Annotated in this window: 22 protein-coding genes, 1 riboswitch and 1 other annotated feature (1 of these 24 only partly in view); of the genes, 17 read left to right on the forward strand and 5 right to left on the reverse strand. The window is 48.0% G+C overall.

The genetic code is table 11. The annotated features are described in order from the left end of the window. Positions 1-10: a binding site (T-box leader), on the forward strand (it extends 236 nt beyond the left edge of the window). A 131-nt stretch (positions 11-141) separates the two neighbouring features. Then, positions 142-2559 (forward strand): leucine--tRNA ligase, encoded by a 2418-nt coding sequence (gene leuS / locus C7R94_RS13830; protein WP_106781970.1) that lies wholly within the window; start codon positions 142-144, stop codon positions 2557-2559. A 94-nt stretch (positions 2560-2653) separates the two neighbouring features. Here the strand turns inward: leuS and comER are convergent, their stop codons facing one another. The 3 genes from comER to asnB all read right to left on the reverse strand — a co-directional run bounded on the left by comER (position 2654) and on the right by asnB (position 6314). Next, positions 2654-3487: a late competence protein ComER gene (gene comER / locus C7R94_RS13835; RefSeq protein ID WP_106781971.1), complete on the reverse strand. Its 834-nt coding sequence runs from the start codon at positions 3485-3487 to the stop codon at positions 2654-2656. 74 nt (positions 3488-3561) lie between these two features. Continuing rightward, positions 3562-4266, reverse strand: coding sequence for a helix-hairpin-helix domain-containing protein (locus C7R94_RS13840; protein WP_106781972.1), 705 nt, complete (start codon positions 4264-4266; stop codon positions 3562-3564). 119 nt (positions 4267-4385) lie between these two features. Next, positions 4386-6314, reverse strand: a complete 1929-nt coding sequence (asnB, locus tag C7R94_RS13845) for an asparagine synthase (glutamine-hydrolyzing) (protein WP_047072612.1) — start codon at positions 6312-6314, stop codon at positions 4386-4388. Positions 6315-6508: 194 nt separating this feature from the next. Here asnB and C7R94_RS13850 point away from each other — a divergent pair, with 194 nt between their 5' ends. The 4 genes from C7R94_RS13850 to holA all read left to right on the forward strand — a co-directional run bounded on the left by C7R94_RS13850 (position 6509) and on the right by holA (position 11652). After that, on the forward strand, positions 6509-8911 hold the full coding sequence (locus C7R94_RS13850; protein ID WP_106781973.1) for a DNA internalization-related competence protein ComEC/Rec2: 2403 nt from the start codon (positions 6509-6511) through the stop codon (positions 8909-8911). Between the two features lie 53 nt (positions 8912-8964). Next, complete coding sequence (locus tag C7R94_RS13855; protein ID WP_047072610.1) at positions 8965-9510, forward strand: RNA polymerase sigma factor; 546 nt, start codon at positions 8965-8967, stop codon at positions 9508-9510. After that, positions 9510-10373 carry an anti-sigma factor family protein gene (locus tag C7R94_RS13860; protein WP_106781974.1) on the forward strand — a complete coding sequence of 288 codons (864 nt, stop codon included), beginning with the start codon at positions 9510-9512 and terminating at the stop codon, positions 10371-10373. The genes C7R94_RS13855 and C7R94_RS13860 overlap by 1 nt, the downstream gene beginning before the upstream one ends. A 241-nt stretch (positions 10374-10614) precedes the next feature. Further along, on the forward strand, positions 10615-11652 hold the full coding sequence (holA, locus tag C7R94_RS13865; RefSeq protein WP_106781975.1) for a DNA polymerase III subunit delta: 1038 nt from the start codon (positions 10615-10617) through the stop codon (positions 11650-11652). Between the two features lie 62 nt (positions 11653-11714). On the opposite strand, the gene rpsT is transcribed toward holA, so the two are convergent. Next, the gene (rpsT, locus tag C7R94_RS13870) at positions 11715-11990 is read right to left on the reverse strand and encodes a 30S ribosomal protein S20 (protein WP_005833151.1); all 276 of its coding nucleotides are present in this window, start codon (positions 11988-11990) and stop codon (positions 11715-11717) included. 178 nt (positions 11991-12168) lie between these two features. Between rpsT and gpr the strand changes: the two genes are divergently transcribed. The 8 genes from gpr (at position 12169) to C7R94_RS13910 (ending at position 20985) form a co-directional block, all read left to right on the forward strand. Further along, positions 12169-13269: a GPR endopeptidase gene (gene gpr, locus C7R94_RS13875; protein ID WP_106781976.1), complete on the forward strand. Its 1101-nt coding sequence runs from the start codon at positions 12169-12171 to the stop codon at positions 13267-13269. Positions 13270-13409: 140 nt separating this feature from the next. Beyond that, the gene (spoIIP, locus tag C7R94_RS13880; protein ID WP_106781977.1) at positions 13410-14588 is read left to right on the forward strand and encodes a stage II sporulation protein P; all 1179 of its coding nucleotides are present in this window, start codon (positions 13410-13412) and stop codon (positions 14586-14588) included. Between the two features lie 5 nt (positions 14589-14593). Next, complete coding sequence (locus C7R94_RS13885; RefSeq protein ID WP_007727739.1) at positions 14594-14902, forward strand: YqxA family protein; 309 nt, start codon at positions 14594-14596, stop codon at positions 14900-14902. A 313-nt stretch (positions 14903-15215) separates the two neighbouring features. Beyond that, the gene (locus C7R94_RS13890; protein ID WP_106781978.1) at positions 15216-16184 is read left to right on the forward strand and encodes an ABC transporter ATP-binding protein; all 969 of its coding nucleotides are present in this window, start codon (positions 15216-15218) and stop codon (positions 16182-16184) included. An 18-nt stretch (positions 16185-16202) separates the two neighbouring features. Continuing rightward, positions 16203-17174 (forward strand): ABC transporter ATP-binding protein, encoded by a 972-nt coding sequence (locus C7R94_RS13895; RefSeq protein WP_106781980.1) that lies wholly within the window; start codon positions 16203-16205, stop codon positions 17172-17174. 128 nt (positions 17175-17302) lie between these two features. Then, positions 17303-18955 carry an ABC transporter substrate-binding protein gene (locus tag C7R94_RS13900; protein ID WP_106781981.1) on the forward strand — a complete coding sequence of 551 codons (1653 nt, stop codon included), beginning with the start codon at positions 17303-17305 and terminating at the stop codon, positions 18953-18955. Between the two features lie 97 nt (positions 18956-19052). After that, positions 19053-20063, forward strand: a complete 1011-nt coding sequence (locus tag C7R94_RS13905) for an ABC transporter permease (protein ID WP_047072593.1) — start codon at positions 19053-19055, stop codon at positions 20061-20063. Between the two features lie 16 nt (positions 20064-20079). Continuing rightward, on the forward strand, positions 20080-20985 hold the full coding sequence (locus tag C7R94_RS13910) for an ABC transporter permease (protein WP_106781982.1): 906 nt from the start codon (positions 20080-20082) through the stop codon (positions 20983-20985). 56 nt (positions 20986-21041) lie between these two features. Here C7R94_RS13910 and C7R94_RS13915 read toward each other — a convergent pair whose 3' ends face one another. Further along, a complete protein-coding gene (locus C7R94_RS13915) occupies positions 21042-21812 on the reverse strand; it encodes an alpha/beta fold hydrolase (protein ID WP_106781983.1) in 771 nt (256 codons plus the stop codon). A gap of 123 nt (positions 21813-21935) precedes the next feature. Between C7R94_RS13915 and C7R94_RS13920 the strand changes: the two genes are divergently transcribed. The 4 genes from C7R94_RS13920 (at position 21936) to C7R94_RS13935 (ending at position 26323) form a co-directional block, all read left to right on the forward strand. Further along, the gene (locus C7R94_RS13920) at positions 21936-23027 is read left to right on the forward strand and encodes a M24 family metallopeptidase (RefSeq protein ID WP_233220559.1); all 1092 of its coding nucleotides are present in this window, start codon (positions 21936-21938) and stop codon (positions 23025-23027) included. A 16-nt stretch (positions 23028-23043) separates the two neighbouring features. Further along, positions 23044-23243: riboswitch (cobalamin riboswitch) on the forward strand. A 168-nt stretch (positions 23244-23411) separates the two neighbouring features. Beyond that, positions 23412-24431 carry an ABC transporter substrate-binding protein gene (locus C7R94_RS13925; protein WP_106781984.1) on the forward strand — a complete coding sequence of 340 codons (1020 nt, stop codon included), beginning with the start codon at positions 23412-23414 and terminating at the stop codon, positions 24429-24431. A 24-nt stretch (positions 24432-24455) separates the two neighbouring features. Further along, positions 24456-25514 carry a FecCD family ABC transporter permease gene (locus tag C7R94_RS13930; protein ID WP_233220560.1) on the forward strand — a complete coding sequence of 353 codons (1059 nt, stop codon included), beginning with the start codon at positions 24456-24458 and terminating at the stop codon, positions 25512-25514. Then, positions 25511-26323 (forward strand): heme ABC transporter ATP-binding protein, encoded by an 813-nt coding sequence (locus C7R94_RS13935; protein ID WP_106781985.1) that lies wholly within the window; start codon positions 25511-25513, stop codon positions 26321-26323. Before C7R94_RS13930 ends, C7R94_RS13935 begins: the two co-directional genes overlap by 4 nt. The last annotated feature ends 110 nt before the right edge of the window (positions 26324-26433 follow it).

Genomic DNA, 26433 nt, shown 5'->3' on the forward strand with positions numbered 1-26433 from the left:
CGTCCCTTTCGCAAGTGCGATCTGGGATGTGAGGTTTTTTTATACGGAAAACATTCCGCTAATACGCGATCGCTCATCCTTGAGCAATCCTCGATAGAGGTTTTCGTATCTTCACCTATTTTAAGATGGGAGTGCTTTACCATGGTATTCAGTCATCAAAATGTCGAAAAGAAGTGGCAGCAATATTGGGAGCAGAACAAGACCTTCAAAACCTCCGAGGATGAAGGCAAGAAAAAGTTTTATGCACTCGACATGTTCCCGTATCCATCTGGAGCTGGCCTGCACGTAGGACATCCAGAGGGCTATACGGCTACCGATATTTTGTCCCGCATGAAGCGGATGCAAGGATATAACGTTCTCCATCCAATGGGCTGGGATGCGTTTGGTTTGCCAGCGGAGCAGTACGCGCTCGATACAGGAAACGATCCGGCAGAATTCACCGAGCACAATATCAACACCTTCCGTCGCCAAATCAAGTCACTCGGATTCTCCTACGACTGGGATCGCGAAATCAATACAACCGATCCGAATTACTACAAGTGGACACAATGGATTTTTACGAAGCTGTATGAGCACGGCTTGGCTTATATTGACGAGGTAGCTGTAAACTGGTGCCCAGCTTTGGGAACGGTTTTGGCGAACGAAGAAGTCATTGACGGAAAAAGTGAGCGTGGCGGACATCCAGTAGAACGCCGCCCAATGAAACAATGGGTCTTGAAAATTACTGCGTATGCGGAAAGACTGCTCGCTGACCTGGATGAACTGGATTGGCCAGAGAGCATCAAGGAAATGCAACGCAACTGGATCGGTCGTTCTGAAGGGGCAGAAGTAACCTTTGGTATCGAAGGCCATGACGAATCCTTTACCGTCTTTACAACTCGTCCAGACACTCTCTACGGAGCAACCTATGCGGTACTGGCTCCTGAGCACAAGCTGGTTGAGCAAATTACCGTACCAGCGCAAAAAGAAGCAGTGGAAGCGTACCTGGATCAAGCGAAGCGCAAGAGCGATCTGGAGCGTACTGATCTGGCGAAAGAAAAGACAGGAGTGTTTACCGGAGCGTATGCAATCAACCCGGTTAACGGCGAGCGTCTGCCAATCTGGGTTGCGGATTACGTGCTGATCAGCTACGGAACAGGCTCTATCATGGCGGTTCCAGCCCACGACGAACGCGACTATGAGTTCGCGAAAACATTCGATCTGCCAATCAAGCAAGTAATCGCTGGTGGAGATATCTCCAAAGAAGCGTATACAGGCGACGGAGAGCACATCAACTCCGGCATGCTCGATGGTTTGAACAAAGAACAGGCTATCAGCAAAATGATCGAGTGGCTGGAAGCGGAAGGCAAAGGAAATCGCAAGGTAACGTACCGTCTGCGTGACTGGCTGTTCAGCCGTCAACGCTACTGGGGTGAGCCAATTCCGATTCTCCATCTGGAAGACGGCACGATGAAAGTCGTTCCAGAATCCGAACTGCCAATCATGTTGCCAAAAACAAAAGAAATCAAACCATCCGGTACAGGTGAATCGCCATTGGCAAACATCTCGGATTGGGTTAACACTGTCGATCCGGAAACAGGCATGAAAGCGCGCCGTGAGACAAACACGATGCCGCAATGGGCGGGTAGCTGCTGGTACTTCCTGCGCTTCATCGACCCACACAACGACAAGGCATTGGCTGATCCAGACAAACTGAAAGAATGGTTGCCAATCGACATTTATATTGGTGGTGCAGAGCATGCGGTACTGCACTTGCTCTACTCTCGTTTCTGGCACAAGTTCCTGTACGATATCGGTGTCGTACCAACCAAGGAACCATTCCAAAAGCTGTTTAACCAAGGGATGATCCTGGGTGAAAACAACGAGAAAATGAGTAAGTCCAAAGGCAACGTCGTAAATCCAGACGATATCATCAACAGCCATGGTGCCGACACACTGCGCATGTACGAAATGTTCATGGGACCACTGGATGCTTCGATCGCTTGGTCGACAAAAGGCTTGGATGGCGCACGCCGCTTCCTGGATCGCGTATATCGTCTGTTTGTAGGCGACAACGGTGAGCTGAACGAAAAAATCGTGGAAACCTCCAACGTGGCTGGCATGGAGCGCGTGTACCACCAAACTGTGAAAAAAGTAACGGAAGACTACGAGGGCCTGCGATTCAACACAGGTATCTCTCAGTTGATGGTATTCGTTAACGAAGCGTACAAAGCAGAAGTTCTGCCGAAGAAATTCATGGAGGACTTTGTAAAAATGCTGTCTCCAATCGCTCCGCACTTGGGTGAAGAGCTGTGGGAAAAACTCGGCCACAGCGAGAGCCTGGCATACGAAGCATGGCCTACGTATGACGAAGCAAAGCTGGTTGAAGACGAGGTAGAAATCGTCCTGCAAATTAACGGCAAAAACAAAGAGAAGCTGCTCATTGCTTCTGATTCAACGAAAGAACAGATGGAAGAGATGGCGAAAAACAACGAGATGATTAAAGAGCTGATCGAAGGAAAAACGATCGTCAAAGTCATCGCTGTTCCAGGCAAACTGGTGAATATCGTCGTTCGTTAAGAAAAAGACAGCAAGAAAAAAGAAGAGGAGTGGAGCCTGCGAGTGACAGGTGTCCACTCCTTTTTTCGTCAATCAACGCTTATGTGGTCGTACGCTAATGCGGCTGATTGTTCAATTTTCTCGCCACCAGTTCCTTGTCCTCGGCAAACTTTGCTTGTGTACGACGAAATACTTGGGCGAAAAGACCGGGAATACCTTCTTGCAAAGGAATCAGACCCTCCCCAGTAATTCCTCCTGGCACGCAAACCCTCTTTTGCAGAGTAGGCAGGGTGAATGTTCCTTCGCGTAAAAGATCTGCCATTCCAATTAGCATTTGCGTGGTCATGTAAGTAGCAGCTTCTTCGGAAATGCCAGTTTCTTCAACTGCTTCTTGAATCATTTGCTGCAAAATATAGCTGATAAACGCAGGCCCACAACTGACAATGTCAGAAGTAATTCGTAAAAAAGGCTCCGAAATCTCTACAGGGGAGCTAATGTGGGCAAACAGACTTCGTATAAAATGACGTTGTTCCTCTTGGATGCGTGATCCAAATTCACATAAGCTGACACCACTCATTACGGCATTTGTTATAGAAGGAACGACTCTGGCAACCGCACATGGAACTTGAGACTCCAAATCCGCAAGCTCGATCGGACTGGTGATCGTAATCAATAGATGGTCTGGCGTTAAGGCAGGAGCAATTTGTTCGAGCATCACACTATATTCCAGTGGCTTGACGCACAGCACGATCGTTGCAGCTTCTTTGGCCAAATCGGCATTGCTGTGCGCGACAATGAGCCCAGGATGTTTTTCTGCCAGTTGCTGCGCCTTTGCGGGGGTTCTGTTGCTGATAATGACATGACCAGGAGTCAGCGCCTTGGCTGACAGCAATGATTCAATCAAGATACTGCCCATGCTGCCCGTACCAATGAACCCAATTCTATTCATGGGCATACCTCCCTCCGATATTCTTTTCTCATTCTATGTAGGAGTGCCTATGATCATGACCAGATGCTGAGCACTCATTTTACCACCAGCCGATCCTTTATCCGAGCAAACATCTTCTCGCCAATTCCCTCAATCTGTTTCAGGTCATCCGCTGAACGAAATGGCCCTTGTTTTGACCGGTAATCCACGATTGCCTTGGCACGAGCTTCTCCAATTCCGGGAAGGCTCATGAGCTCTTCGGCAGTTGCCGTGTTGAGGTTTACGACTGTGGAGGCACCCGTGGTGGAGACGGTCGCAGCAGATTGGATAAGGCCAATGGATGCGGAGACTGGGGCTGTTGCTCCTTTAGCTGGGATGACAAGTGCAGCTCCATCTGTGAGGGGCGCTGCCAAATTGATTTGTACCAGGTCAGCATCAGGCAGTGCTCCTCCTGCTTTTTCGATGGCATTTGCGACACGCGTACCTGGCTCAAATTGATATAAACCAGGATTTTTTACTTGCCCTTTCACATCGACATAGAGAGGGGGAGGGGGTGGCTCCTTATCCTTATCTTTTTCCCGTGTGGCTTTTACAGGCTTGGCAGGTTGAGCAGCTTCTGAATCATCTGTCAGTTCTTTTGTTTCAAGATCCAATGCTGCATAAGCGGGAGAATGCAGCGGTAGTTCGTCAGTCTTATGCGATTGGTCGTGTTGATAGAGCCAATAGCTACAACCGACAAACAGAACAGCCGCAGTCAGCAAGATGATACGACGATAACGCTCCCACCATTCCAGCACCATAACAAAAAAACCTCCCATCCTTCACATAGCGATACGTACATAGAGAGAACTTGTTCTCTATGAACGATGCTACGAAAAGTAAGAGAGGGTCTGCAAATCTATTTCGCGTGTTTTCGCTGTTAGCCGATATGCTGCAGCGAAGAATTTTTCTTGCGGCGAAGATCTACATTCGGGCTGACATAAGGCTCAAAATTGTGCTTTTGCTCAATGAAGATTTGATGCCACAGCATGAAGACCAGGATCGTCCAGATTTTGCGGCTGTAATCCGCATTGCCTTCGCGGTGTTCATCGAGCATGTACAGCACATAGGCCTTATTGATCAAATTATCCACCTTGGATTCGAAAATGATCTCTTTTGCCCATTTGTAAAATTCGTTTTTGAGCCAATGACGAGTCGGAACAGGGAAGCCCAGCTTCTTTCTCGTTTGGATCTCAGGTGGCAAGAAGTCTTTCATCGCTTCACGAAGCACGTGCTTGGTCGTGCCGTTGGCAATTTTGTACTTCGTTGGAATGGTAGCGGCGAATTCAAATACCTTCAGATCAATGAAAGGCACGCGCAACTCCAAAGAATTGGCCATGGTCATCTTGTCGGCCTTCATCAAAATGTTGCCTCTGAGCCAAGTGTGAATGTCCAAGTATTGCATCTTGGTCACATCATCATATTCGGAAGCGCGTTTGTAAATCTCTTCTGTAATGGTGAAAGGAGATACATACGATTCCGAACGGGTAATATCTTCCATGACGACACGCTTTTTCATCTCTTCACTGAAAATCAGAGCGTTTCCGAAGAAGCGTTGTTCAACTGTTTTCGATCCGCGGATGAGGAAGTTTTTCCCTTTTACCTGATCAGGTAGGCGTTCAGCCATGTATCCGATGGATTGGCGCATCCATCCAGGCATCCCGGAAAACATTTTGAGAGAATGAGGCTCTCTGTAAATATTGTATCCGCCAAAAAATTCATCTGCACCTTCACCGGACAATACGACGGTTACGTGTTCACTCGCCATCTGTGCTACGAAATAGAGCAGGATGGCAGATGGGTCCGCTACCGGCTCGTCCTGATGCCAGATCAGTCGCGGCAATTCATCCATGTACTGCTTGGCGTTTATCACGCGCTCGAAATGCTCCGATCCCAAATATGCTGCGGTTCGCTTCGCATAATCGAGCTCACTGTAACCAGGAATATCCGAGCCGACAGAAAAAGATTTGACTGGCTCGAATGTACGCAACATCCCAACGATACTGCTAGAGTCAACACCACTAGACAAGAAGGCTCCACGAGAAACTTCGCTAATCCGGTGTTTGTCTACAGATTCAAGCATGACACTGCGTGTACCCTCAACAAAATAAGAGAACGGCTTGCTTTCATCAGGCTTGAATTCGACATCCCAGTACCTTTCCAGCTTGATCTGGTCGTTTTCAATCACGAACGAGTGCGCAGGCGGTATGCGGTAAATGCCAGCAAACATCGTTTCAGGATCAGGTACGTATTGGAACGTCAAATAGTGATAAAAAGCGGTTGGATTCACTTCACGCTTGAATCCTGGCAGCTCCAGCAAGCTTTTAATCTCGCTGGCGACTCCGATCGAATCATTCGTCTCGACATAGTAGAGAGGCTTGATTCCAAAATGGTCGCGTGCTCCAAAAAGACGTTTTTTACGGGAGTCGTAGATCGTAAAGCCAAACATCCCGCGCAAATGCTTAGGTGCATCTGTTCCTACCTCTTCATAGAGGTGGAGGATGGTCTCAATATCAGAATCGGTATGGAAAACGTGACCGATGTCCTTTAACCATTGCTGTAACTCTTTGTAATTGTAGATTTCGCCGTTACCAATAATCCAGATGTCACGTGTTTCGTTAAACAGCGGTTGATGTCCGCCTTCCACGTCAATGATGCTTAAACGACGAAAGCCCAGGGCGATGTTGTCTTCAAGGTGAAAACCATCGTCATCTGGACCACGGTGCAGGATGACACCCGTCATTGCACTAATCGCTTCTTGTTGAACAGGCTTTTGCCGCTTGTTATAGAGTGATACGATTCCGCACATAAGAAATGACTCTTCCTCTCACTGGATTGCTCCTGCTAACTCTATCATGTATCGACCATCAGCGCAATCTCTTATGAGTGCCAGGGAAAACGCTGATTCTACAAGGGAATTAGCCTTTCTTCTTTTCTATTTTTGTCCCCATTCGGCTAGATATACTCCCTTAGGAGACTATGAATCGTTCGACAAAACGGTACATGAAAGAACGAGACGGGGGGATTGCAGTGTCAGTATGGATAGCAAGCCTAGCGATGATGATCGGTATTATTCTTTCCGCCTATTTGCATCCTGCTTGGCTGCTGTTGGCTGCAGGGGTATCATGGGCACTCGTTGCATGTATCCTGTTACCATACCGCAAATACGTTGCATGCTACTCACTGATTTCTATTCTAGCAGGTCTCTTTTTTTATGGGTACGAGAATCTCCACAGCTCTGAAGTCAAACCATTGGCAGAAAGGGAGCAGAGCATCTGGGTAGAAGGTGTCATTGATTCTCCTGTGAGACGGGACGGGGATGTAGCACGGTTTTTTGTCACGATAACATCTTGGGGTGAAAACCAGCCTAATGAGAACGAGCATCACTCGCTTGAAAAAGTCGCGCTTCGTGTTAAACTTGCCTCTTTTCAGGAAGCAACACAAATAGAGCAGTGGAGACGTGGGAGTGTTATCGTGGCTCCGATCCGACTATCCTTACCACCTTCTGCGCGCAATCCGCATGCCTTCGACTACGCCAGCTATTTGTATTGGCAAGGTGTCCATGTCACAGGGGAAACAAGCTATCAAGCGGTAGATATGACACCTGCCTTTTCCGTGTGGGCGAGCTTTCAAGAATGGCAGGACTCGGGTGCAAGGCGAATTGAATCATTATTTGCAGATCCAGGAACAGCGGGTTACATGAAGTCGCTCCTGCTTGGTCTTGGACAAGAGGTGAACCCAGAGCTTGCGGCGATGTATTCGAATTTGGGCTTAAGTCATATCCTCGCGATTTCCGGTTTGCATGTGACATTGGTTAGCTCCATGTTTATGTGGTGTTTGGAACGGATTGGAATCAGACGCAGACTGGCATTTGTCGTAACGATTTTGTTCTTGATTGGGTATGTGTTTCTGGTTGGAGCCAGCGCGTCTGCGATCCGATCTGGGCTGATGGGAAGTGTGGGTCTTCTCTGTCAGGTATTTGGAAAGAAGTTGGACGGCAAGGACGTTTGGGCTGGGGCACTCATTTTGATGCTGATGGTGAATCCGTATCAGCTGTGGCATGTCGGTTTTCAGCTTTCTTTTGCGGTGACACTTGGTCTGATTATTTTTGTTCCATACAGCTTGCATGTGCTTGTTCGGGTACCCGTCTGGATTCGTACACTTTTGGCGGTTACTTTGTCAGCCCAGCTTGTTTCTTTTCCGTTTCTCATCTACCATTTTCATTTGTTTTCACCTGTGTCTTGGCTGGTCAATTTGGTAGTGACACCGATTCTGTCGGCTATAGCGCTACCATTCGGGTATGTAGCGGTTGTCCTCGATTTCGTCCACCCGTTTTTGGCGGTGATCCCTGTTTGGATGTCGACGGCAATGCTGAAATGGATTCATCTCCCGTTGTTTGCTATTGAAAAAATGAGACTGCCCTTTACCTACTGGCCGCATCCTTCGTGGTGGTGGCTTGCTTTGTACACCTGCTTTTTGAGTGTTCTGCCCATTTCATGGAGGTTGGGCTATCATCGAAAGCGTGATATAATGCTTACTTTCGTTATATTTCTGTCGTTCATTGTAGCGGCCAGACAGCCGTTTTCAGGAGTCGAAGAAGTGCGAATTACCTTCCTTGATGTCGGACAAGGGGATTCCATCGTTGTCGAAATTGGTGGTCAGAAGGTATACTTAATGGATGCGGGTGGGACAATGCGTTTCCCAGCTGCTGAGCCATGGATGGAAAAGCGTGACCCATTTGAGGTGGGGAAAGACGTCGTTCTGCCGTTTCTGATGGCCAGAGGAATCGAGAAAATCGATCGTGTCATCATGACGCATGGCGATCTGGATCACATCGGGGGATTCAAATCGCTTGTGCCTCATTTTTCTTTTGGAGAGGTATTGGTGAATGGAACAGCACCTTCGAAATTGGAGGGCGAGATTGTCCAGCTTTTCCAGCAAGAAGGAGTTCCGATACTCACCGGGCTCCCGGGTCAATCATGGTCAGATGGACCGGGAATCGAGTGGAAGTGGCTGCACCCGGGTGAATCGACCTTCTCAGGAAATGATGCATCCGTAGTACTCCAGCTGACTGCTTTCAACAAGACTGTATTGTTTACGGGTGATATTGAAAAGGATGGGGAAAGTCAGCTTGTTCAAAACGGTTTGACTTCTGTGGATGTTTTGAAAGTAGCCCATCATGGAAGCAATACCTCGAGTACCGAAGAGCTCCTCGCAATCACAGCACCAAAAGCTGCTGTAATCTCTGCCGGGGTGAAAAATCGGTACGGGCATCCTTCGTCCGAAGTGCTGCATCGCTTAAAAAAATCGGGTTCCGCCGTGTACAGGACTGATACACATGGAGCGATTACGCTGGTTATTACACCCGCGGGATTGTATTGGCAGGCCCAAATATTGGATACATAATCTGTTTGCAACTTTTTCAATGAGCGAACCGTCTGTAGGGGGGAGAAGAGAATATGCATGAAGCAGAGTTGATCAGGATGGCGCAATCCGGGGATCATGACGCGCTAGTCGAACTGCTTCGATCTATTGAGACCTCCGTTTACCGAAGCGCTTATTATATTCTAGGGAACGAACAAGACGCGCTTGATGCTTCCCAGGAAGTCCTCATTCGAATTTATCGAAAGTTGGACACCTATCAGGAAAAGGCAAAGTTCTCTACCTGGGTACAACGCATTGTCAGCAACGTCTGTATGGATAAATTTCGCGCGAAGAAGGAAACGGTCTCAATTGACGAGCACGAGTTGATCATTCCTGATCGTAACAACGTAGAAGATGAAATCCTTCTCACCGGGCTGTCCAATGACATCCAGGAAGCCATCGGAAGATTGCCAAAGCAATACCGGATGGTTGTAGTACTCCGCTATCTGGAGGATCTATCTTATCAAGAAATAGCGGAGGCACTAGATTTGCCGCTTAACACGGTAAAGTCGTATTTATTTCGGGCTAGGCAACAGTTACAGGAGCTGTTGTACGACTACCAGAAAGGGGGGATCGGTTGATGACCAACGAAGAGATTTTTGAACTCATGCAGCGGGATCTGGATAGAGATCTGTCGGAGTCAGAGCAAGAACTGCTCCATCGTTTGATCCAGAAAGATGCTGATCTGCAGCTAATGTACAACCGTTTGAAAGATGTGTCACAACAATTAGAACATCTGCCCCCTGTCGTACCTCCGATCAGCATCGTAGATTCTATCCTACCCAAGCTGGAGTTAGCCGCTGCAAAGCCTGCTGCGGTGAAATCTACGGTGAACGATGAAATCCTGCCCACTCTGGAAGTTAAGCGCGAGTCGTCTTCGCTGCCGGAATCAAAAAAGTGGAAGCGGATGAAAGTGTGGATGGCAAGTCTTGGTAGTACGGCCGTCGCTGCCAGCTTATTGGTTGGCGTACTGTTTTCGGGCGGTGATGGTAAGAAGCAAGAAGTCGATTCGTTCCAGAACGGAACGGACATGACGCCAGCGGTCGTGGAACAACCTAAAACCCTTGGGCCAAATGCTCCCACTCCTCCAAGCAATAATCCAATATCATCGAATTCAAAAGAGGAAGAGGACAAGACAAAAAAGTCTACTGGAACGGCTACTAAGACGAAGAGTAAAAGGCCACCGGCAAAGAATGTTCAAAAGCAAACACCGCCACCGAAGAAAACGAATCCGACACCGCCACCAAAGAAAGCTGTACCTCCAACGCCAGTAATGACAGATGATCAACCATCAGGCTGGCCGATCGGACTGGAGGAGAATCCGGACAGAGAAGACAAAGAACCTGCTAATGACGATAAGGACGACGGCGGGGACAAGCAAGAGGAGAAAGACAAGGGAAAAAATAAAGAGAAGAAAAAAGATAAAGATAAGGATAATGACTAACATTTTTCCACGTATGGACCGGCACCGCTTGCGGGGATTCTGCGTATAGTACATTATCAAGCACCCCCTGCTTACCGTTTGGGGAGGAGGAATCCCGGGGCTTTTCCCTAAACGTTTACATAGAGGTGCCAACGGATGAAAAAACCGCTACCGATTCACTGGTGGCGGTTTTTTTTCGCTTTGCTCTGATCAACATGTGCTATAATAACGCAGGTAAGAAGAAGGAAAGGGGAGAAAACGTATGCCACTCCTATCGGCTATTCGCGAAATACGGCAAAAACATTTCTCGCCGATCTACGTCTTATACGGTCCGGAGTCTTTTTTGGCCGAAGATTTTTTGGCGTTGGCTCGTAAAGAAATGATTGATCCAGAATTTATGGATTTGAATATGAGCGTGTATGATTGTACCGAAACAGGATTGAGTGAAATTTTGCAGGATGCGGAAACCTTGCCGTTTATGGGCGAGCATCGATTGGTGATTGCCAGACAAGCCTACTTTTTAACAGGAAGCAAGCCTTCGACAAAGGTAGAAAGCGACCCGGATGCTCTGCTCGATTATTTGCAAAATCCGCCTCCCTATACCACACTTATTCTACATACAGAAGCTGACAAGCTCGATGAACGAAAAAAGCTGGTCAAAACGCTGCAACAAAAAGCGAAAGTGATCCCTTTTCCGTTGCTAAAAGACGGGGATTTGTACGGCTGGGTAGAGCGGCAGGTGGGTAAATATCAGGCGAAAATCGATCGTCAGCAAGCCATGAAGCTTGTAGAGCGAGTGGGAGCCGAGCTGCGTCTTCTGGACAAGGAAATCGAGAAGATGGCTCTCTTTGTCGGGGTGGGTGAAAGCATCACGGATGACGTCATCGAGCTGCTCGGAGCACGTACGCTGGAGCAGGATGTATTCGCACTGATTGAACAGGTCGCGTCAGGGAGATTGGACAAGGCGCTCAGGATGATGTACGACTGCATGAAAACAGGAGAGGAGCCGATCAAGCTGCTGGCTCTCTTGGCGAGGCAGTTCCGCATGCTATTGCATGTCAAGCAATTGGCTCCGCGTGGTTATTCACAGCAACAGATAGCAGGCATGATTAAAATGCATCCTTACGCGGTGAAAAAAGCAATGGAGCAAGCGCGTCATTTTTCCGAGGAATCGTTGAAAAAACTGCTGGGCATTCTGGCGGAAGAAGATTTTCGGATGAAGTCAGGGCAAGTGGACAAGCGTCTCGCCCTCGAATTATTTATTGCACGTGCACATGATGAACGAACAAAGCGATCATGACGTTTTTTACAGTAAAAAACCCCTAGAACAAGATGTTCACGGGGTTTTTTGCGCTTGGTCTCTTACGCTACAGGAGCGCTCAGAACGTTAAGCTTTTTCATCAAACGAGACTTTTGACGGTTTGCTGCGTTTTTATGAATGAGACCTTTCGAAGCGGCCTTGTCCAGCTTTTTCACAGCCACCAGAAGAGTAGATTTCGCCAATGCTACATCGGAAGCAGCGACAGCTTTCTCAAAGCTCTTGATGGAAGTACGCAGATCAGACTTTTGAGAAGCACGGTGTGCGCGACGCTTTTCGATTGTTTTGGTGCGTTTAATCGCGGATTTAATGTTTGGCATGTGTGTCACCTCCTTAATACGACCATAGACATACAGTCATACAACAAAGTAATTCTAGCATGGGGCGAATCCATTTGCAAGAAAGGATTCGGAATAAAAATGAAGGATTCAAGCAAGCTAGTAGCAGGAACAAAATGGTCAGTACTTTTTTCACTTCAGATCAAAGGAGCTGATGAACATGGCACATAACATTGACTTGTCGGGTTATTCCATTCGTACGGATCTGGCCTTGGAGGCCCACGAGCTTGCCCAGCAGCAAAACCAGAGTGATATTGAGGGCATTTGGCTGCAAGCTGACGACAGCGAGCCCAATGTGAAAGTAACGAGATTACATGTGGAAACAGAGGAAGCGGGAAAGGAAATCGGCAAGCTCCCGGGGCATTACCTTACGATTGAAGTGCCTAAGCTGCGGGATAATGATACATCGATTGAGGAGCAGGTGGCCAAGCGATTCTCCGCCGAATTTGCGATGTTTCTCAAACAGCTGGGAATCTCTGAGGACAAAAAGGCTCTGGTTGTTGGTCTCGGCAACTGGAATGTGACCCCGGATGCGTTGGGACCGATGGTTGTGGAAAATTTGTTGATCACACGTCATCTGTACACGCTGGCGCCTGAAACTGTTGGAGAAGGGTATCGGGAAGTCAGTGCGCTATCACCGGGTGTCCTTGGGATTACGGGCATAGAAACGAGTGAAATAATTTTTGGTGTCGTGGAAAAAAGCAAACCCGATTTTGTCATCTGTATCGATGCTCTCGCGTCCCGTGCTCTGCACCGGGTCAACACGACGATTCAAATATCGGATACTGGGATTCATCCCGGATCAGGGGTCGGAAACAAGCGAAAAGCGATTGATCAGGAGACACTTGGTGTGCCTGTGATTGCGATAGGAGTGCCTACGGTCGTTTTTGCCTCCACGATTGTAAACGATGCGATTACATACTTGCTGGGGCATTTTGGACAATCGATGGTGGAGAGCAAGCGGGCGTTTAACAAGCTGGCATTGAGTACGCTGCCGGAGCGGAAGGAACCGTATACGGAAGAGGATTTGCCTGACTTGGAATCCCGCAAGACATTTATGGGATTGGTAGGTTCACTGCCGGAAGAAGAGAAACGCCAACTGATTCATGAGGTCCTCCGACCGTTGGGACAGGATCTGGTCGTCACTCCAAAAGAAATAGATGATTTTATTGAAGGCGTCGCGAATGTGATCGCAACAGGCCTGAATCGCGCCTTGCACAGTGCCGTAAATGAAGAAAATAGCGGCTCGTACACCCACTAAGTCGTGAAAAGCTAGAGTGAGAGAGAAAAGCTAGAAAAGGGTTCTATCGTCTCTATGAGCCTCATAAGCTAAAGCATAGACAAGCACGAGGGGAAGTTCTCCCGACGTGCAACCATGCTACAGCCAGAGGAGTGAGACAGATGGCGACCCTCATTCAACGCCAATTCGTTGTTCTTTCATTTATAACCGCCTTCCTGTTTGTCATGACAGGTGTGCTTTCGCTCGGCGGGAACCGAATCGCAATTTCGTCCTCCGCCATTCAACAGGCAGCTTCTCATATTTCCAGTCTGGCGATTTTGGGATGGATGGGGCAGGAAATTCCGGTTTTGTCCGAAACGGTGCAAGCACAGGCTGATGATCGCACGAATAGCGTAACGGGTTTTCTCTTTCGCTTGGCAACCAATATACAGCCGGGAGACTTGCGTAGCTTGCTAGGCAGGGAGCTCCCTGGGATGGTGACGACAGAGGATGCCAGGTTTGTCGTACAGGGAAAAGGGGCTTCTCTCGCAGATTTTTACTTGGAGTATCCCGCGCATCCCAGACAGGTAGCGGATCAATCGCAAGTAGTTCCAATTGTAGAGCCAAAGCCGGAGGATACCACGAAGTCAGGCGAAGCAAAGCCAGCTCCTGTGCCTAATTCAATCACGGACGGCAAAAAAATCGTTTACATCTACAACTCGCACAACCGGGAATCGTGGTTTAGTGAGACGAAGCCTGTGGGAACCTCGGTCGATCATCCTACGAGAAATATATCGCTAATCAGCAAGCATTTATCTGAAGCGTTGAATGACAGAGGAATTGGATCCGATGTGAGTACTGACGACATCTATCAGCAACTGCTGAACAAAAAAATGCATTACTCCTTCTCCTACGCGGAATCATTGCAAGTGGTCAAAGCGGCAACGGAGAAAAACAAGGAACTGTACTACTTTTTCGATCTGCATCGAGACACAGCGCCACGTGAGCGTACAACAGTGACAATCAAAGGGAAAACGTATGGAAGAGTATTGTTCGTCATCGGAAAAAGAAACAAAAGCTACGAGAAAAATGAGGCGTTTGCAACAGAGCTGCATGAGTTGATGGAAAAAATGTACCCAGAGCTTTCGCGTGGCGTGATGGAAAAAGGCGCAAAAACGGATCATGGCGAGTATAATCAGTCCCTCTCTCCGGGAAGCCTGTTAATAGAAATAGGTGGTACGGAAAACAGTGTGCAGGAAAGCAAGAATACGGCAGAGGCATTGGCTGATGTTTTCGCAACCTATTATCAGCAAGCTGAAAAAGTAGGCAAAACAGTTTCTGACGAGCCTGCAAAGAGGTGACGGGCATGAACGTGACGATGAAGCTGACTGGACTGTTAATCATCTTGCTGGTCGGGGTAGTTTTGGGATTGCAAACGGCTGAGCGTGGAATATCCAAGGTGAGTGGAGTGCCTGAGGGGCAGGCTCAAACCTTTTCCATCAAAAAAGTTGACCAAGGGCAAGTAGAGATAGCGGTCATGGGCAAGCAGGTTCAGACTGCCAACCCGAAGGAAATGGTCAACTACGTTAGTCGAATCGGTTTGACTTTGGGCGGAAGCATCAAAAGTGGGGCGCAGAGTTTTGTCGATTGGGTAGGGAGTTTTTTTGAACCGTGAAAATGGTTTATGCGCAAAAAGAAGGGGTGCAGAAAGCCCCAGTGACCAAAGACCCGTACAGGCGGGTCTTTTGCATGTGACCACAGATGCATCATACGATCTGCTTAAACCGTGCAAGTGAGGCTACATCAACAATGAAAGGGCTATCATAAAATTCTTTTCCATAAGTTTTAAGCGTGAGTGAAATATTCTTTTTAGTCAGTAAAGAGGTAATAGTTTGAATTTATTGTGTTGCGAAAAAATTGAATAAATGTAATAATGTCTATTGATAGGTCTATTTTGGAAGTATATATCGGTGAGAGAGGTGAGCCACGTGTCACATCCTGTCCTACAAATCGAAAACCTGCAAACGCACTTTTTCACGGACCGCGGCCAAATCCCTGCCGTTGATGGCGTGACGATCACGGTGCAAAAAGGAGAAGTAGTCGGTATCGTAGGCGAATCCGGCTGCGGAAAAAGCGTTACCTCCCTTTCCGTTATGAAGCTAGTACCCAATCCCCCAGGGAGAATCGTGGGAGGCTCGATTAAATTCAAGGGGGAGGACCTCGTATCTGTTGACGAAAAGCGAATGAGAGACATCCGTGGAAATGAAATTGCGATGATCTTTCAGGAGCCGATGACGTCTTTAAATCCGGTATTTACGATTGGAGACCAGATAGGAGAATCAGTCCGATTACATACGAAGGCGAGCAAAAAGGACGCAAGAGCACGTGCTATTGAGATGTTGAAAAAAGTCGGAATTCCTCGAGCGGAAGCGATTGTCGATGAATACCCGCACCAGCTTTCCGGAGGCATGCGGCAGCGCGTTATGATTGCGATGGCTATGGCTTGCAATCCGGCGCTTTTGATTGCAGACGAGCCTACTACTGCGCTCGACGTGACGATTCAAGCGCAGATTTTGGACCTGATGCGCCAACTCAACCGGGAAGCTGACACAGCCATTCTCCTCATTACCCATGATCTTGGGGTCGTTGCGGAAATGTGTCACCGCGTCGTGGTGATGTACGCAGGCAACGTGATTGAACAAGGCGATGTTCGTACGATCTTAAAAAATCCGAAGCATCCTTATACGATCGGCTTGTTGAATTCGTTGCCGAAGCTGGAAGGATCACAGGAGCGTCTCTATTCGATTCCAGGCAACGTCCCGATTCCGGGTTCGCTTACTGTCGGATGCCGTTTTGCACCAAGATGCGATAGAGTATCAGACCGATGCCGCAGTGAGATGCCAGAATTAAAAGTGGTAGGGGACAATCATCTTTCCCGTTGCTGGCTGACCGAATAACCCGAGAGGAGCATGCAGGTGGCAGAAGATCTTCTGGTTGTAAAAAATCTGAAAAAATACTACCCAATCACAGGCGGTGTTCTTGGAGGGGAAGTAGGTGTAGTAAAGGCGGTAGATGACGTATCGTTTACCGTTAAGCGTGGCGAAACTTTGGGTCTGGTAGGGGAGAGCGGCTGTGGAAAGTCCACGACGGGGCGTTCCTTGCTTCGACTGATTGAACCGACCTCAGGTGAAATCAACTTTGACGGGACAAATGTCATGTCACTTTCCACAGATGCAATGAGAAAGATGAGACGTGACATGCAAATTGTCTTTCAGGACCCATTTGCTTCGCTTAACCCTAGACATAATATTGAGAAGATTTTGGAAGAGCCTTTGATTGTACATGGCTTGGGTTCTTCGGCAGAGCGAAAAAAGCGCGTGCAGGAAATGCTGGAGATCGTTGGTCTGAGCAGCTATCACGCGAGCCGCTATCCACATCAATTCAGCGGAGGACAGAGGCAGCGGATCGGCATTGCGAGAGCACTGATGCTCAAACCCAAATTGATCGTTGCGGATGAACCTGTGTCTGCACTGGACGTGTCCATTCAGTCGCAGGTGCTCAATCTCATGCAGGATTTGCAACGCGAATTCGGCCTTACATACTTGTTCATTGCCCACGATTTGAGTGTAGTGCGTCATATTAGTGATCGGGTAGGCGTGATGTACCTTGGCAGAATTGTTGAGCTGACAACGAGTAGCCAATTGTACTCCAATCCGCTCCATCCGTACACGAAAGCACTACTGTCGGCGGTACCTTCGCCAGACCCTGACGCAGTACGCGAAAGAGTTATTCTTCAGGGAGATGTGCCGAGCCCTGCAAAACCTCCAAGTGGCTGTACATTCCATACGAGGTGTCCCCATGTAACAGAGGAGTGTCGAACTGTGCGGCCAGAATTTGCGGACACAGGCGACGGTCACTTTGTTGCTTGTCACTTATACAAGTCCTAATCGACAAAAGGGAGTTTGCCTGCCGAATAGGAAGTCTTGTAAAGGGGGGATGCAAAGCAGTAGGTATTGTATCGACCATCTACCAAAAAGGAACATGCGACCAATATTAGAAAAAGGGGGATGTTTTCATGAAGAAGAGAGTTCTCTCCGCAACCATGACCAGCCTAGTGGCGCTGGCCATGCTGATTGCTGGATGCTCTAGCACTACGACACAAGCGCCGGCAGAACAACCAAAGACAGAAACTCCGGCACCTGCAACTGAGCCTGCAAAAACTGGACCGAAGCAATTAATCGTCGGTCGCGGTGCAGACACAAAAGGGCTTGACCCAATCACGCAAACTGATGGTGAGACATTTAAGGTAACCGAGAACATTATGGATACATTGATTGGCTTCGCGGATGGCTCAACAGAGCTCGCTCCATCGTTGGCTGAGAAATGGGAAGTAACTCCTGATGGTCTCGTTTATACGCTGAAACTGAGATCAGGCGTGAAATTCCACGATGGAACTGATTTCAATGCAGAGGCGGTCAAATACAACTTTGAGCGCTGGAGCGACAAGAGCCATCCACAGCATTCACCAGAGGGCTTCGAGTACTACGTGAGCCAATTTGGTGGTTACAAGGGTGACGCGACTCACATTATCAAATCTGTGGAAGCAGTCGATCCGACCACTGTAAAATTCACGTTGAATCGTCCACTGGCTCCATTCCTTGCCAACCTGGCCATGTCTCCTTTCGCGATCGGCTCGCCTGAGGCATTGAAAAAGGATGTTAAGAAATTTAATGAGCACCCAATCGGTACAGGGCCTTTCAAATTCGTAGAGTGGAAGCGCAACGACACGATCACGCTCGAGAAAAACCCTGATTACTGGAGCCCAGGATATCCGAAGCTGGATAAGCTCGTGTTCAAGGTCATTCCGGAAAACACGGCACGTCTAACTGCTTTGGCATCTGGTGAGATCGACTTGATGGATGGTCTGAACACAGATGATATCCCAGCAGTAAAAGATAACAAAGACCTGCAACTGTTCCTGCGTCCTACCAATAACATTGGATACATTGGCTTTAACGTCGAGAAGAAGCCACTCGACAATCCAAAAGTTCGTGAAGCTATTGCTTATGCGATTAACAAACCTGAAATCGTAACAGCCTTTTTCGATGGGGTTGGAGAACCAGCAGTCAACCCAATGCCAAAAACCATGTGGGGACACAACAACGATATTAAAGATCGTGAGTTCAACCTCGATAAAGCAAAGCAATTGCTAGCGGAAGCAGGACATCCAAACGGCTTTAAAATCAAGTTCTGGGCAATGCCAGTTCCACGTCCGTACATGCCAGAAGGTGTGAAAATTGCAGAAGCAATCCAGCAAGACCTGAAGAAAATCGGGATTGATGCTGAGATCGTGACGATGGAATGGGCAACGTATTTGGAAAAGACTCGTTTGGGTGAGCAAGAAATGTTCATGCTTGGCTGGACAGGTGACAATGGAGACCCTGACAACTTCCTTGCTGTCTTGCTCGACAAAAACAGCATCGGTAGCAACAACTATACACGCTGGGCAAACGAAGAAGCTTCTCAATTGATGATGAAAGCTCAATCCAATCCAGACCAAGCAGAGCGTGAAAAGCTGTACAAACAAGTACAAGAGATCATCTTCAAAGATGTGCCAATGGTTCCGCTGGCACACTCTACACCAGCATTGGCAGGAAAAGCGAATATCATAGACTACAACCCGCATCCAAAAGGATCTGAAAGTTTGGAAAAGGTAGACTTCAAGTAAGCTATTTCATTAGGAAAAGGGTAAGAGGAGTGCATACCTCTTCTTACCCTCCTTTCATTCATTATGTAGCGATTATTTTATGCAGGAAGGCGAGGAGATGGCATTGCTAGCTTACAGCATTCGAAGAATTTTAATGCTCATTCCTGTCTTAGTGGGCATGTCAATCATCGTTTTTTCCATTATTCGTGCCATCCCTGGTGATCCGGCTTTGACGATTTTGGGAGAAAAAGCAACACCACAAGCGATTGCAGACATACGAGAAGCATTGGGATTGAATAATCCGTGGTACATACAGTATTTCGATTATATGAAAAATATTTTGAGCGGAAATCTTGGGGAATCATTGCAAACGAATGCGCCGATTTCAGATGAAATCATGCCTTATTTGGCGGCGACGACTGAACTTACAATTGTGAGCATGCTGATTGCGGTGTTTATCGGTGTAAATGCAGGGATTCTTTCTGCGTGGAAGCAAAACTCCTGGTTTGACTACTGTGCGATGTTGATCGCTTTGGTTGGTGTATCCATGCCGATTTTTTGGCTAGGTTTGATGGAGCAATGGGTGTTTGCCCAAGAACTGAAATGGCTGCCATCAGTTGGTCGCGACAATTCGCGTAATCCCGTAGAGGCCATTACGCACTTTTATATACTGGATACGATGATGGCTGGTCGTTGGGATCAGCTATGGGAGGTTATCAAGCATTTAATTCTGCCAGGAATCGCGTTAGGTACGATCCCGATGGCGATCATTGCACGTATCACTCGTTCGAGCATGCTGGAAGTCATGCGAGCCGACTATGTCAGAACCGCTCGTGCAAAAGGGCTGACACAGTTTTGGGTCGTGTACAAGCATGCACTGAAAAATGCGATGATCCCTGTTTTGACGGTAATTGGTTTGCAAACAGGGTTGCTGCTGGGTGGAGCTGTTTTGACAGAGACGATCTTCGGATGGCCAGGTGTCGGTCGTTATATTGTGACTGCCATTGGAAACCGTGACTATCCGGTTATCCAATCCGGTATTCTTGTGATCGCGACGATTTTCGTCCTGATCAATCTCTTGGTCGACCTTTTGTACGCCTATATCGATCCACGCATCAAATATCGCTAAGGAGGGACGAAGAGACATGGCACAACCACAATTACAACCACAAGCGCAGGTAGTACCTTTAAAAGTGAAGCAAGAAGAAGTAGTCTCTCCTTGGAAGGATGCATGGAGGACGCTGCGAAAAAACAAGCTGGCGTTGGTGGGCTTCGGGATTATTTTGTTTTTCATTGTTGTGGCGGTACTAGCTCCATGGATTGCTCCGTATCCGTACTACGAAGGCGAGCTCGTGATGAAAAACAAGCCGCCTTCTGAAGCGCATTGGTTTGGAACAGATTACAATGGTCGTGATGTATTTAGTCGCGTTATTTATGGGGCACAAATCTCCTTGTGGGTAGGGACGTTCTCTGTCATTGGCTCCGTTCTCGCAGGGACCTTGCTCGGTCTTTTGGCAGGATACTATGGCAGATGGATCGATACGATCATTTCTCGTCTCTTTGATATTATGCTTGCGTTTCCAAGTATTCTTTTGGCTATCGCTGTCGTTGCCATCTTGGGGCCTTCTCTGCAAAACGCCTTGATTGCGATTGCAATTATTAACATTCCGACATTTGGACGCTTGGTGCGCGCACGCGTATTGAGCTTGAAGGAAGAAGAGTTCGTCATGGCTGCACGGGCAATCGGAATGAAAAATTCCCGGATTATCATGCAGCATATTTTGCCGAACAGCCTCGCCCCAATTATTGTGACCGGGACGATGGGGATCGCAACAGCGATTATCGAAGCAGCTGCACTTGGCTTTCTCGGGCTGGGTGCACAAGCACCAGAACCAGAATGGGGAAAAATGCTTGCTGATTCCCGTCAGTACATTCAGAAAGCACCATGGACTGTTATTTTTCCGGGGCTCTCTATCATGCTGACTGTTCTCGGCTTTAACTTAATCGGGGACGGCTTGCGCGATGCACTCGACCCGCGAATGAAGAGCTAATCCAATTGCAAAAAGACAGAAGGGAATGGAGATGCCGTCCCTCTGTCTTTTCTTATTTATCCTTGTTCCATAAAGGTGCGGCACAACTGATTGAAAGCAGGAGCAGCTTTCGTGATGACTTGATGTTTTACGTTAGGGATCATCTCGAGTCTTGCTTTTGGCAATTTCATCGAAAGCATTTGCGCATAATGATGCATCCGTTTATCTTGTTCGCCATAGGCAAGTAAAATCGGAAGCTGGATATTCCCAAGACGCTCCGTACATTGATAACGATGTCCGGCAGCGTAAAGGTATTTCAGGCTGGTGGGATCTGTTTTGGAGGCGTGCGCTGTCCACTTTTCCCGCATTTCTGGGTCATCGACATGTGAGGAAGCAATCGAACGGGCTAAAAGAGGAGCTCCGTGAAGCATCGACAATGCCTGTGCCATCCAGAATCGTCCATGTAAATACAGGTCATTTACTTCGGAAAAACCGCTCACGAGTATGCCGCCTTGTGCATGATCAGGATAGCGAAGACAATATTCAAGGGCGATAGAAGCACCTTGGGAGTACCCTAAAATAAAGGGACGCTCAATGCCGAGTGACGGGATCAGCCTATGGAGCTGTTCTGCCAACTCTCCAATAGAAAAAGGCTTCTCCATCGGCGAACTGTCACCATGTCCGGGCAAATCAGGGACAATGAGCTGATATGTATCTGCGAGTGTTTGCTGATAAATAAAATTGATAGAGCCGATGCATGGCGCATGGATACACAATAACGGTTGGCCTTTTCCCGATATGTGAAAAGTAAACTGTTTGCCATCCTGATGCACGAGTATTTGTTCCATTTTATTTTCACCCCACCCTTAGGTTGTCCGATACGAAGTAGATTTTGCAATTGAACTCTTCTTTTTTTGATGGGGAAGTGGTATTCTCGCAATAGAATAATTGGTGAAAGCAGGGTGAAGAAGTTGTTTCAAGAGCGCATTTCGAAGCTCCACACGTTTTTGACAGAGCAAGAGCTGAACGCGGTGTTGATTACCTCTCCCAAGCACGTCTACTATTTGACCGGATTTTTTACTGACCCGCATGAACGTTTTATGGGTCTTGTTATTCCTGCTGAGGGAAAGCCTTCCTTGATTGTACCTGCTCTTGATCGAGAAGCAGCGGCAGAAGCTTCGTTCGTTCAAGATATCTATACACATACGGATATCCAAAACCCGTATGAAATTCTCAAGCAAGTGTTGCCAGCGAACTTGGCGAAGCTCGGAATTGAGAAAAGTCATATGACTGTCGAGCGCTACGAAGCACTTGGGCAAGTTGTTCTGGCGTCGAGCTATGTGGACGTGGAAGAGCCACTGCGTGAAATGCGATTGATCAAATCCGCGGATGAAGTGGATCGTCTGAAGCACGCTGTTGTGTTGGTCGAGGATTCCTTGCGGGAGACCCTGAAAAAAGTCAAGATAGGTATGACCGAGACCGAAATCGTAGCTGAGCTGGAATTCCAGATGAAGCGCTTGGGTGCAGAAGGTCCATCCTTTACGTCCATGGTATTGGCAGGGGAGAAGTCGGCACTGCCACACGGAAAGCCAGGAACACGCCAAGTCCAAGAAGGCGACTTGCTTTTGTTTGATATCGGGGTGGCTGCAAACGGATATGTATCCGATATTACTCGTACCTTTGCTGTAGGCGAGATAAGTGCCCAGCTACAAGAAATTTACGAGACAGTATTGGCTGCCAACGAAGCAGCAATTGCTGAGATTCGTCCGGGTGTGACCTTTGCGCATTTGGATAAAACCGCTCGCGATGTCATTACCGCAAAAGGCTACGGAGAATACTTCATGCACCGTCTGGGGCATGGACTTGGGATGGATGTACACGAATATCCGTCTGTTCACAGCCAGAACCAAGAAGCGCTTCGTCCAGGGATGGTATTTACGATTGAGCCAGGCATCTATCTTCCAGGTGTAGGCGGCGTGCGAATTGAAGACGATGTATTGGTTACGGAAACGGGCGTTGAAATACTCACGCAGTTCCCGAAAAAACTGACTTCTATCAACTAATGAAAAAATCGTGAAAATTGAATACGTATCGAATGGTGCTGGATGGTATAAGCCGTCAGCTTAAAAGGGAAGTCCGGTGAGAAACCGGCGCGGTCCCGCCACTGTAACGAGGAGCGCCTAGCGAATAGCCACTGTTTTTTGCAAGACAAAAAATGGGAAGGTAGCTGGGGGTGTTGATTCGTAAGCCAGGAGACCTGCCATGCGATCATATACAATCGACCCACGAGGATGGGACAGATGTGGAAGCAGTCTATGAAAGGGCGCCTTTGTGCCTGCTTATAGCTTTATCTACGTTTGTCGTGCACCTCCCGATTGAAATGGGGGGTGCTTTTTTTGTGGAGGATTGGTTCAACCCAACATTTCCAACAGAAAAGGGGATTACTGATGTTTAAGGCAAACAAAACACATACATTAATGAAGGGACTAGGTTTCGGTATCATGACAGCTGCCATGCTTTTGGTTTCGGCATGCGGCTCTGCTACGACAACACAGGCTCCAGCCAAAACAGAACAAACAGCTGTTCCAGCATCAGAGAGCAAGCCTGTAACACTAACCAATAATGGCATCGAAATGACCTATCCAAAAGCGCCTGAGCGTGCTGTGACTTTGAACCAACACGTCACGGAAATCATGCTGGCATTGGGCCTGGCTGATAAAATGGTCGGAACCGCGTGCCTAGACGATAAAATCCTTCCGGAGTTAAAGGCAGATTACGACAAGATTCCGGTACTGTCTGACAAGTATCCTACGAAAGAAGTGCTGTTGGCAGCGAACCCAGACTTCGTATACGCCGGATGGAAAAGTGGATTCGGCGAAAAGGGCGTAGGAACGATGCAGGACTTGGAAAAGGTCGGCATCAAATCGTATCTGCAAGAGTCATCTAGCATTCCTGGACCGACAATTGACGATGTGTTCGCGGATATTACGAATATTGGGCGCATTTTCCGTGTGGAGGACAAAGCCAATGATTTGATCCATAAAATGAAGAGTGAAATGGATCAAACGATTAGCAAAATTGGCAAGGTGGACGAGCCACTGAAAGTGTTCGTGTACGACAACGGGGAAGATAAACCTTTCACAGCAGCCAACAACTACATGACGTCCTTAATTAAGACTGCTGGCGGTAAGAACATTTTTGATGACATTCAAAAGGGTTGGGCAGAGGTCAGTTGGGAACAAGTAGTGAGTCGCAATCCAGATGTGATTATTATCGTAGACTACGGTGATAGAACCGTCGAGCAAAAACGCAATTTCCTTTTGACCAAAAAAGAACTAGCGGATATTCCGGCGATTAAAAATCAACGACTGATGGTATTGCCTTTGTCTGCGGCTTCTGAAGGTGTTCGAGCACCGATTGCGCTAAAAATATTGGCGGAAGGACTCTACCCGGATAAATTCAAATAGAGTACACCCTTTTTAAGGGAGGGAATAGCACTGCAACAGATCAAATTACCTTATATCATCATTACTCTACTGGTCGGACTCTTCCTCTCGATCACGTTCGCAGTTACCTTGGGATCAGTGGAGATTAAGCCGACAACGGTTTGGAAAATCGCCTTATCGAAAATTCCGATGTTCACCCAATGGATTGAGGTGGATTGGTCCAAAGGGGAGCAAACGATTATTTGGGATATTCGCTTTCCGCGTGTACTCTTGGGGGCGATCGTCGGCGCAGGTCTGTCTGTCGTGGGAGTAGCGATTCAGTCGTTGGTTCGCAACTCCCTGGCTGACCCGTATGTGTTAGGCGTATCTTCAGGTGCTTCGGTTGGAGCTACCTTGGTGATTATATTCGGAGCATTCAGCATGTACGGGCAGTATGCGCTATCCTTTGGCGCTTTTACAGGCTCCCTTGTGTCCATCATTCTCATTTTTACGCTATCCCGTATCGGTGGACAAAACTCGACGGTACGCCTGCTCATGGCTGGAATTGCGATATCGGCGATCTTGTCGGCTATTACCAGTCTCCTTGTTTTTTCAGCGCCGAATGAGCATGGAATTGGGACGGTTTTGTTTTGGTTAAGTGGAAGTCTGGCTGGCGGGAAATGGGAGTACTTGACGATCCCTACATTGATTGTCGTCATCTGTCTCATCGTCTTAATGGCCCAATACCGCTCGCTCAATGCAATGCTGATGGGCGAGGAGTCAGCAGGAACATTGGGAGTGAATACGGTGCAATTCCGCAAGCTTCTCCTAGTGATCACGGCACTGCTCACGGGGGTGATCGTGTCCATCGCGGGATCAATCGGTTTTGTCGGGTTAATGATGCCCCATATCGTCCGTGTGATGGTCGGATCGGATCACAGACGTGTCCTGCCTGTCAGTGCTTTGTTTGGCGCGATTTTTCTCATCTGGGTTGATGTAGTAGCCAGGCTTGCATTTGCACCGGAAGAGCTGCCGATTGGTATTTTGACAGCGCTGTGTGGAGGTCCATTCTTTATCTGGCTGATGTTGCGGAGTTCTTATTCCTTTGGAGGTAGCGGACGATGAATTTGCAGGTTGAGAATATTTCGGTCGAACTGGAGAAAAAGGGAATCCTGCGCAACGTCAGTCTGGAGGTGCGCTCTGGAGAGTTTGTAGGGCTGATCGGGCCGAATGGCAGTGGGAAGTCCACATTGCTTAAAAGCATTTATCGTGTATTGAAGCCGCGTTCGGGATGGATCACACTCGATGGCGACGACGTATACAAGCTAACCTCGCGCCAAAACGCTCAGCGAATGGCGACAGTACGGCAGGAGACCTCTGTGGAATTCGATTTTTCGGTGACCGAAATCGTGAATATGGGACGTGCTCCGCATAAGAGACTGTTTCAGTCCGATAACGCAGAAGACGTTCGGATTTGTGAAGAAGCATTACAGCGGGTAGGGATGCATACATACGCTGATCGCAGCTTTTTCAGTTTATCTGGCGGGGAGAAGCAGCGCGTGCTGATTGCCAGAGCTTTGGTGCAGCAAGCCCAGTTTCTCGTCCTTGATGAGCCGACGAATCATTTGGATGTTCGATACCAGTTGCAGGTGATGGATCTTGTCAAAAATCTTGGGATTACGGTCTTGTCCTCGTTACATGATCTCAATATCGCTGCGATGTACTGTGATCGGCTATACGTGATTTGTGAGGGAGAAATCGTTACATCGGGGACTCCTGAGGAAGTTTTGACACCCAATCTGATCCGGGATGTTTTCGGAGTAGAGACAGAGGTGACGACCCATCCCATTACAGGAAAAAAGCATGTGTATTTCTACTCGGAAGCGATCCGTGTGAAGCCATCTATCCAGAAGGTAATGAGTGGAGTCAACTGATAGGGGCCGAGTTAAGTTTCTTTGATTTTCATAGGGAGGATGCCTAGGTGGCGTCCTTTTTTGTTAAAGCCGAAGCTCCCTCTCTGGCATTCTGGAGGGACTAAGCAATC

It is taken from the genome of Brevibacillus sp. NRRL NRS-603, assembly GCF_003013445.1.
Taxonomy (GTDB): domain Bacteria; phylum Bacillota; class Bacilli; order Brevibacillales; family Brevibacillaceae; genus Brevibacillus; species Brevibacillus formosus.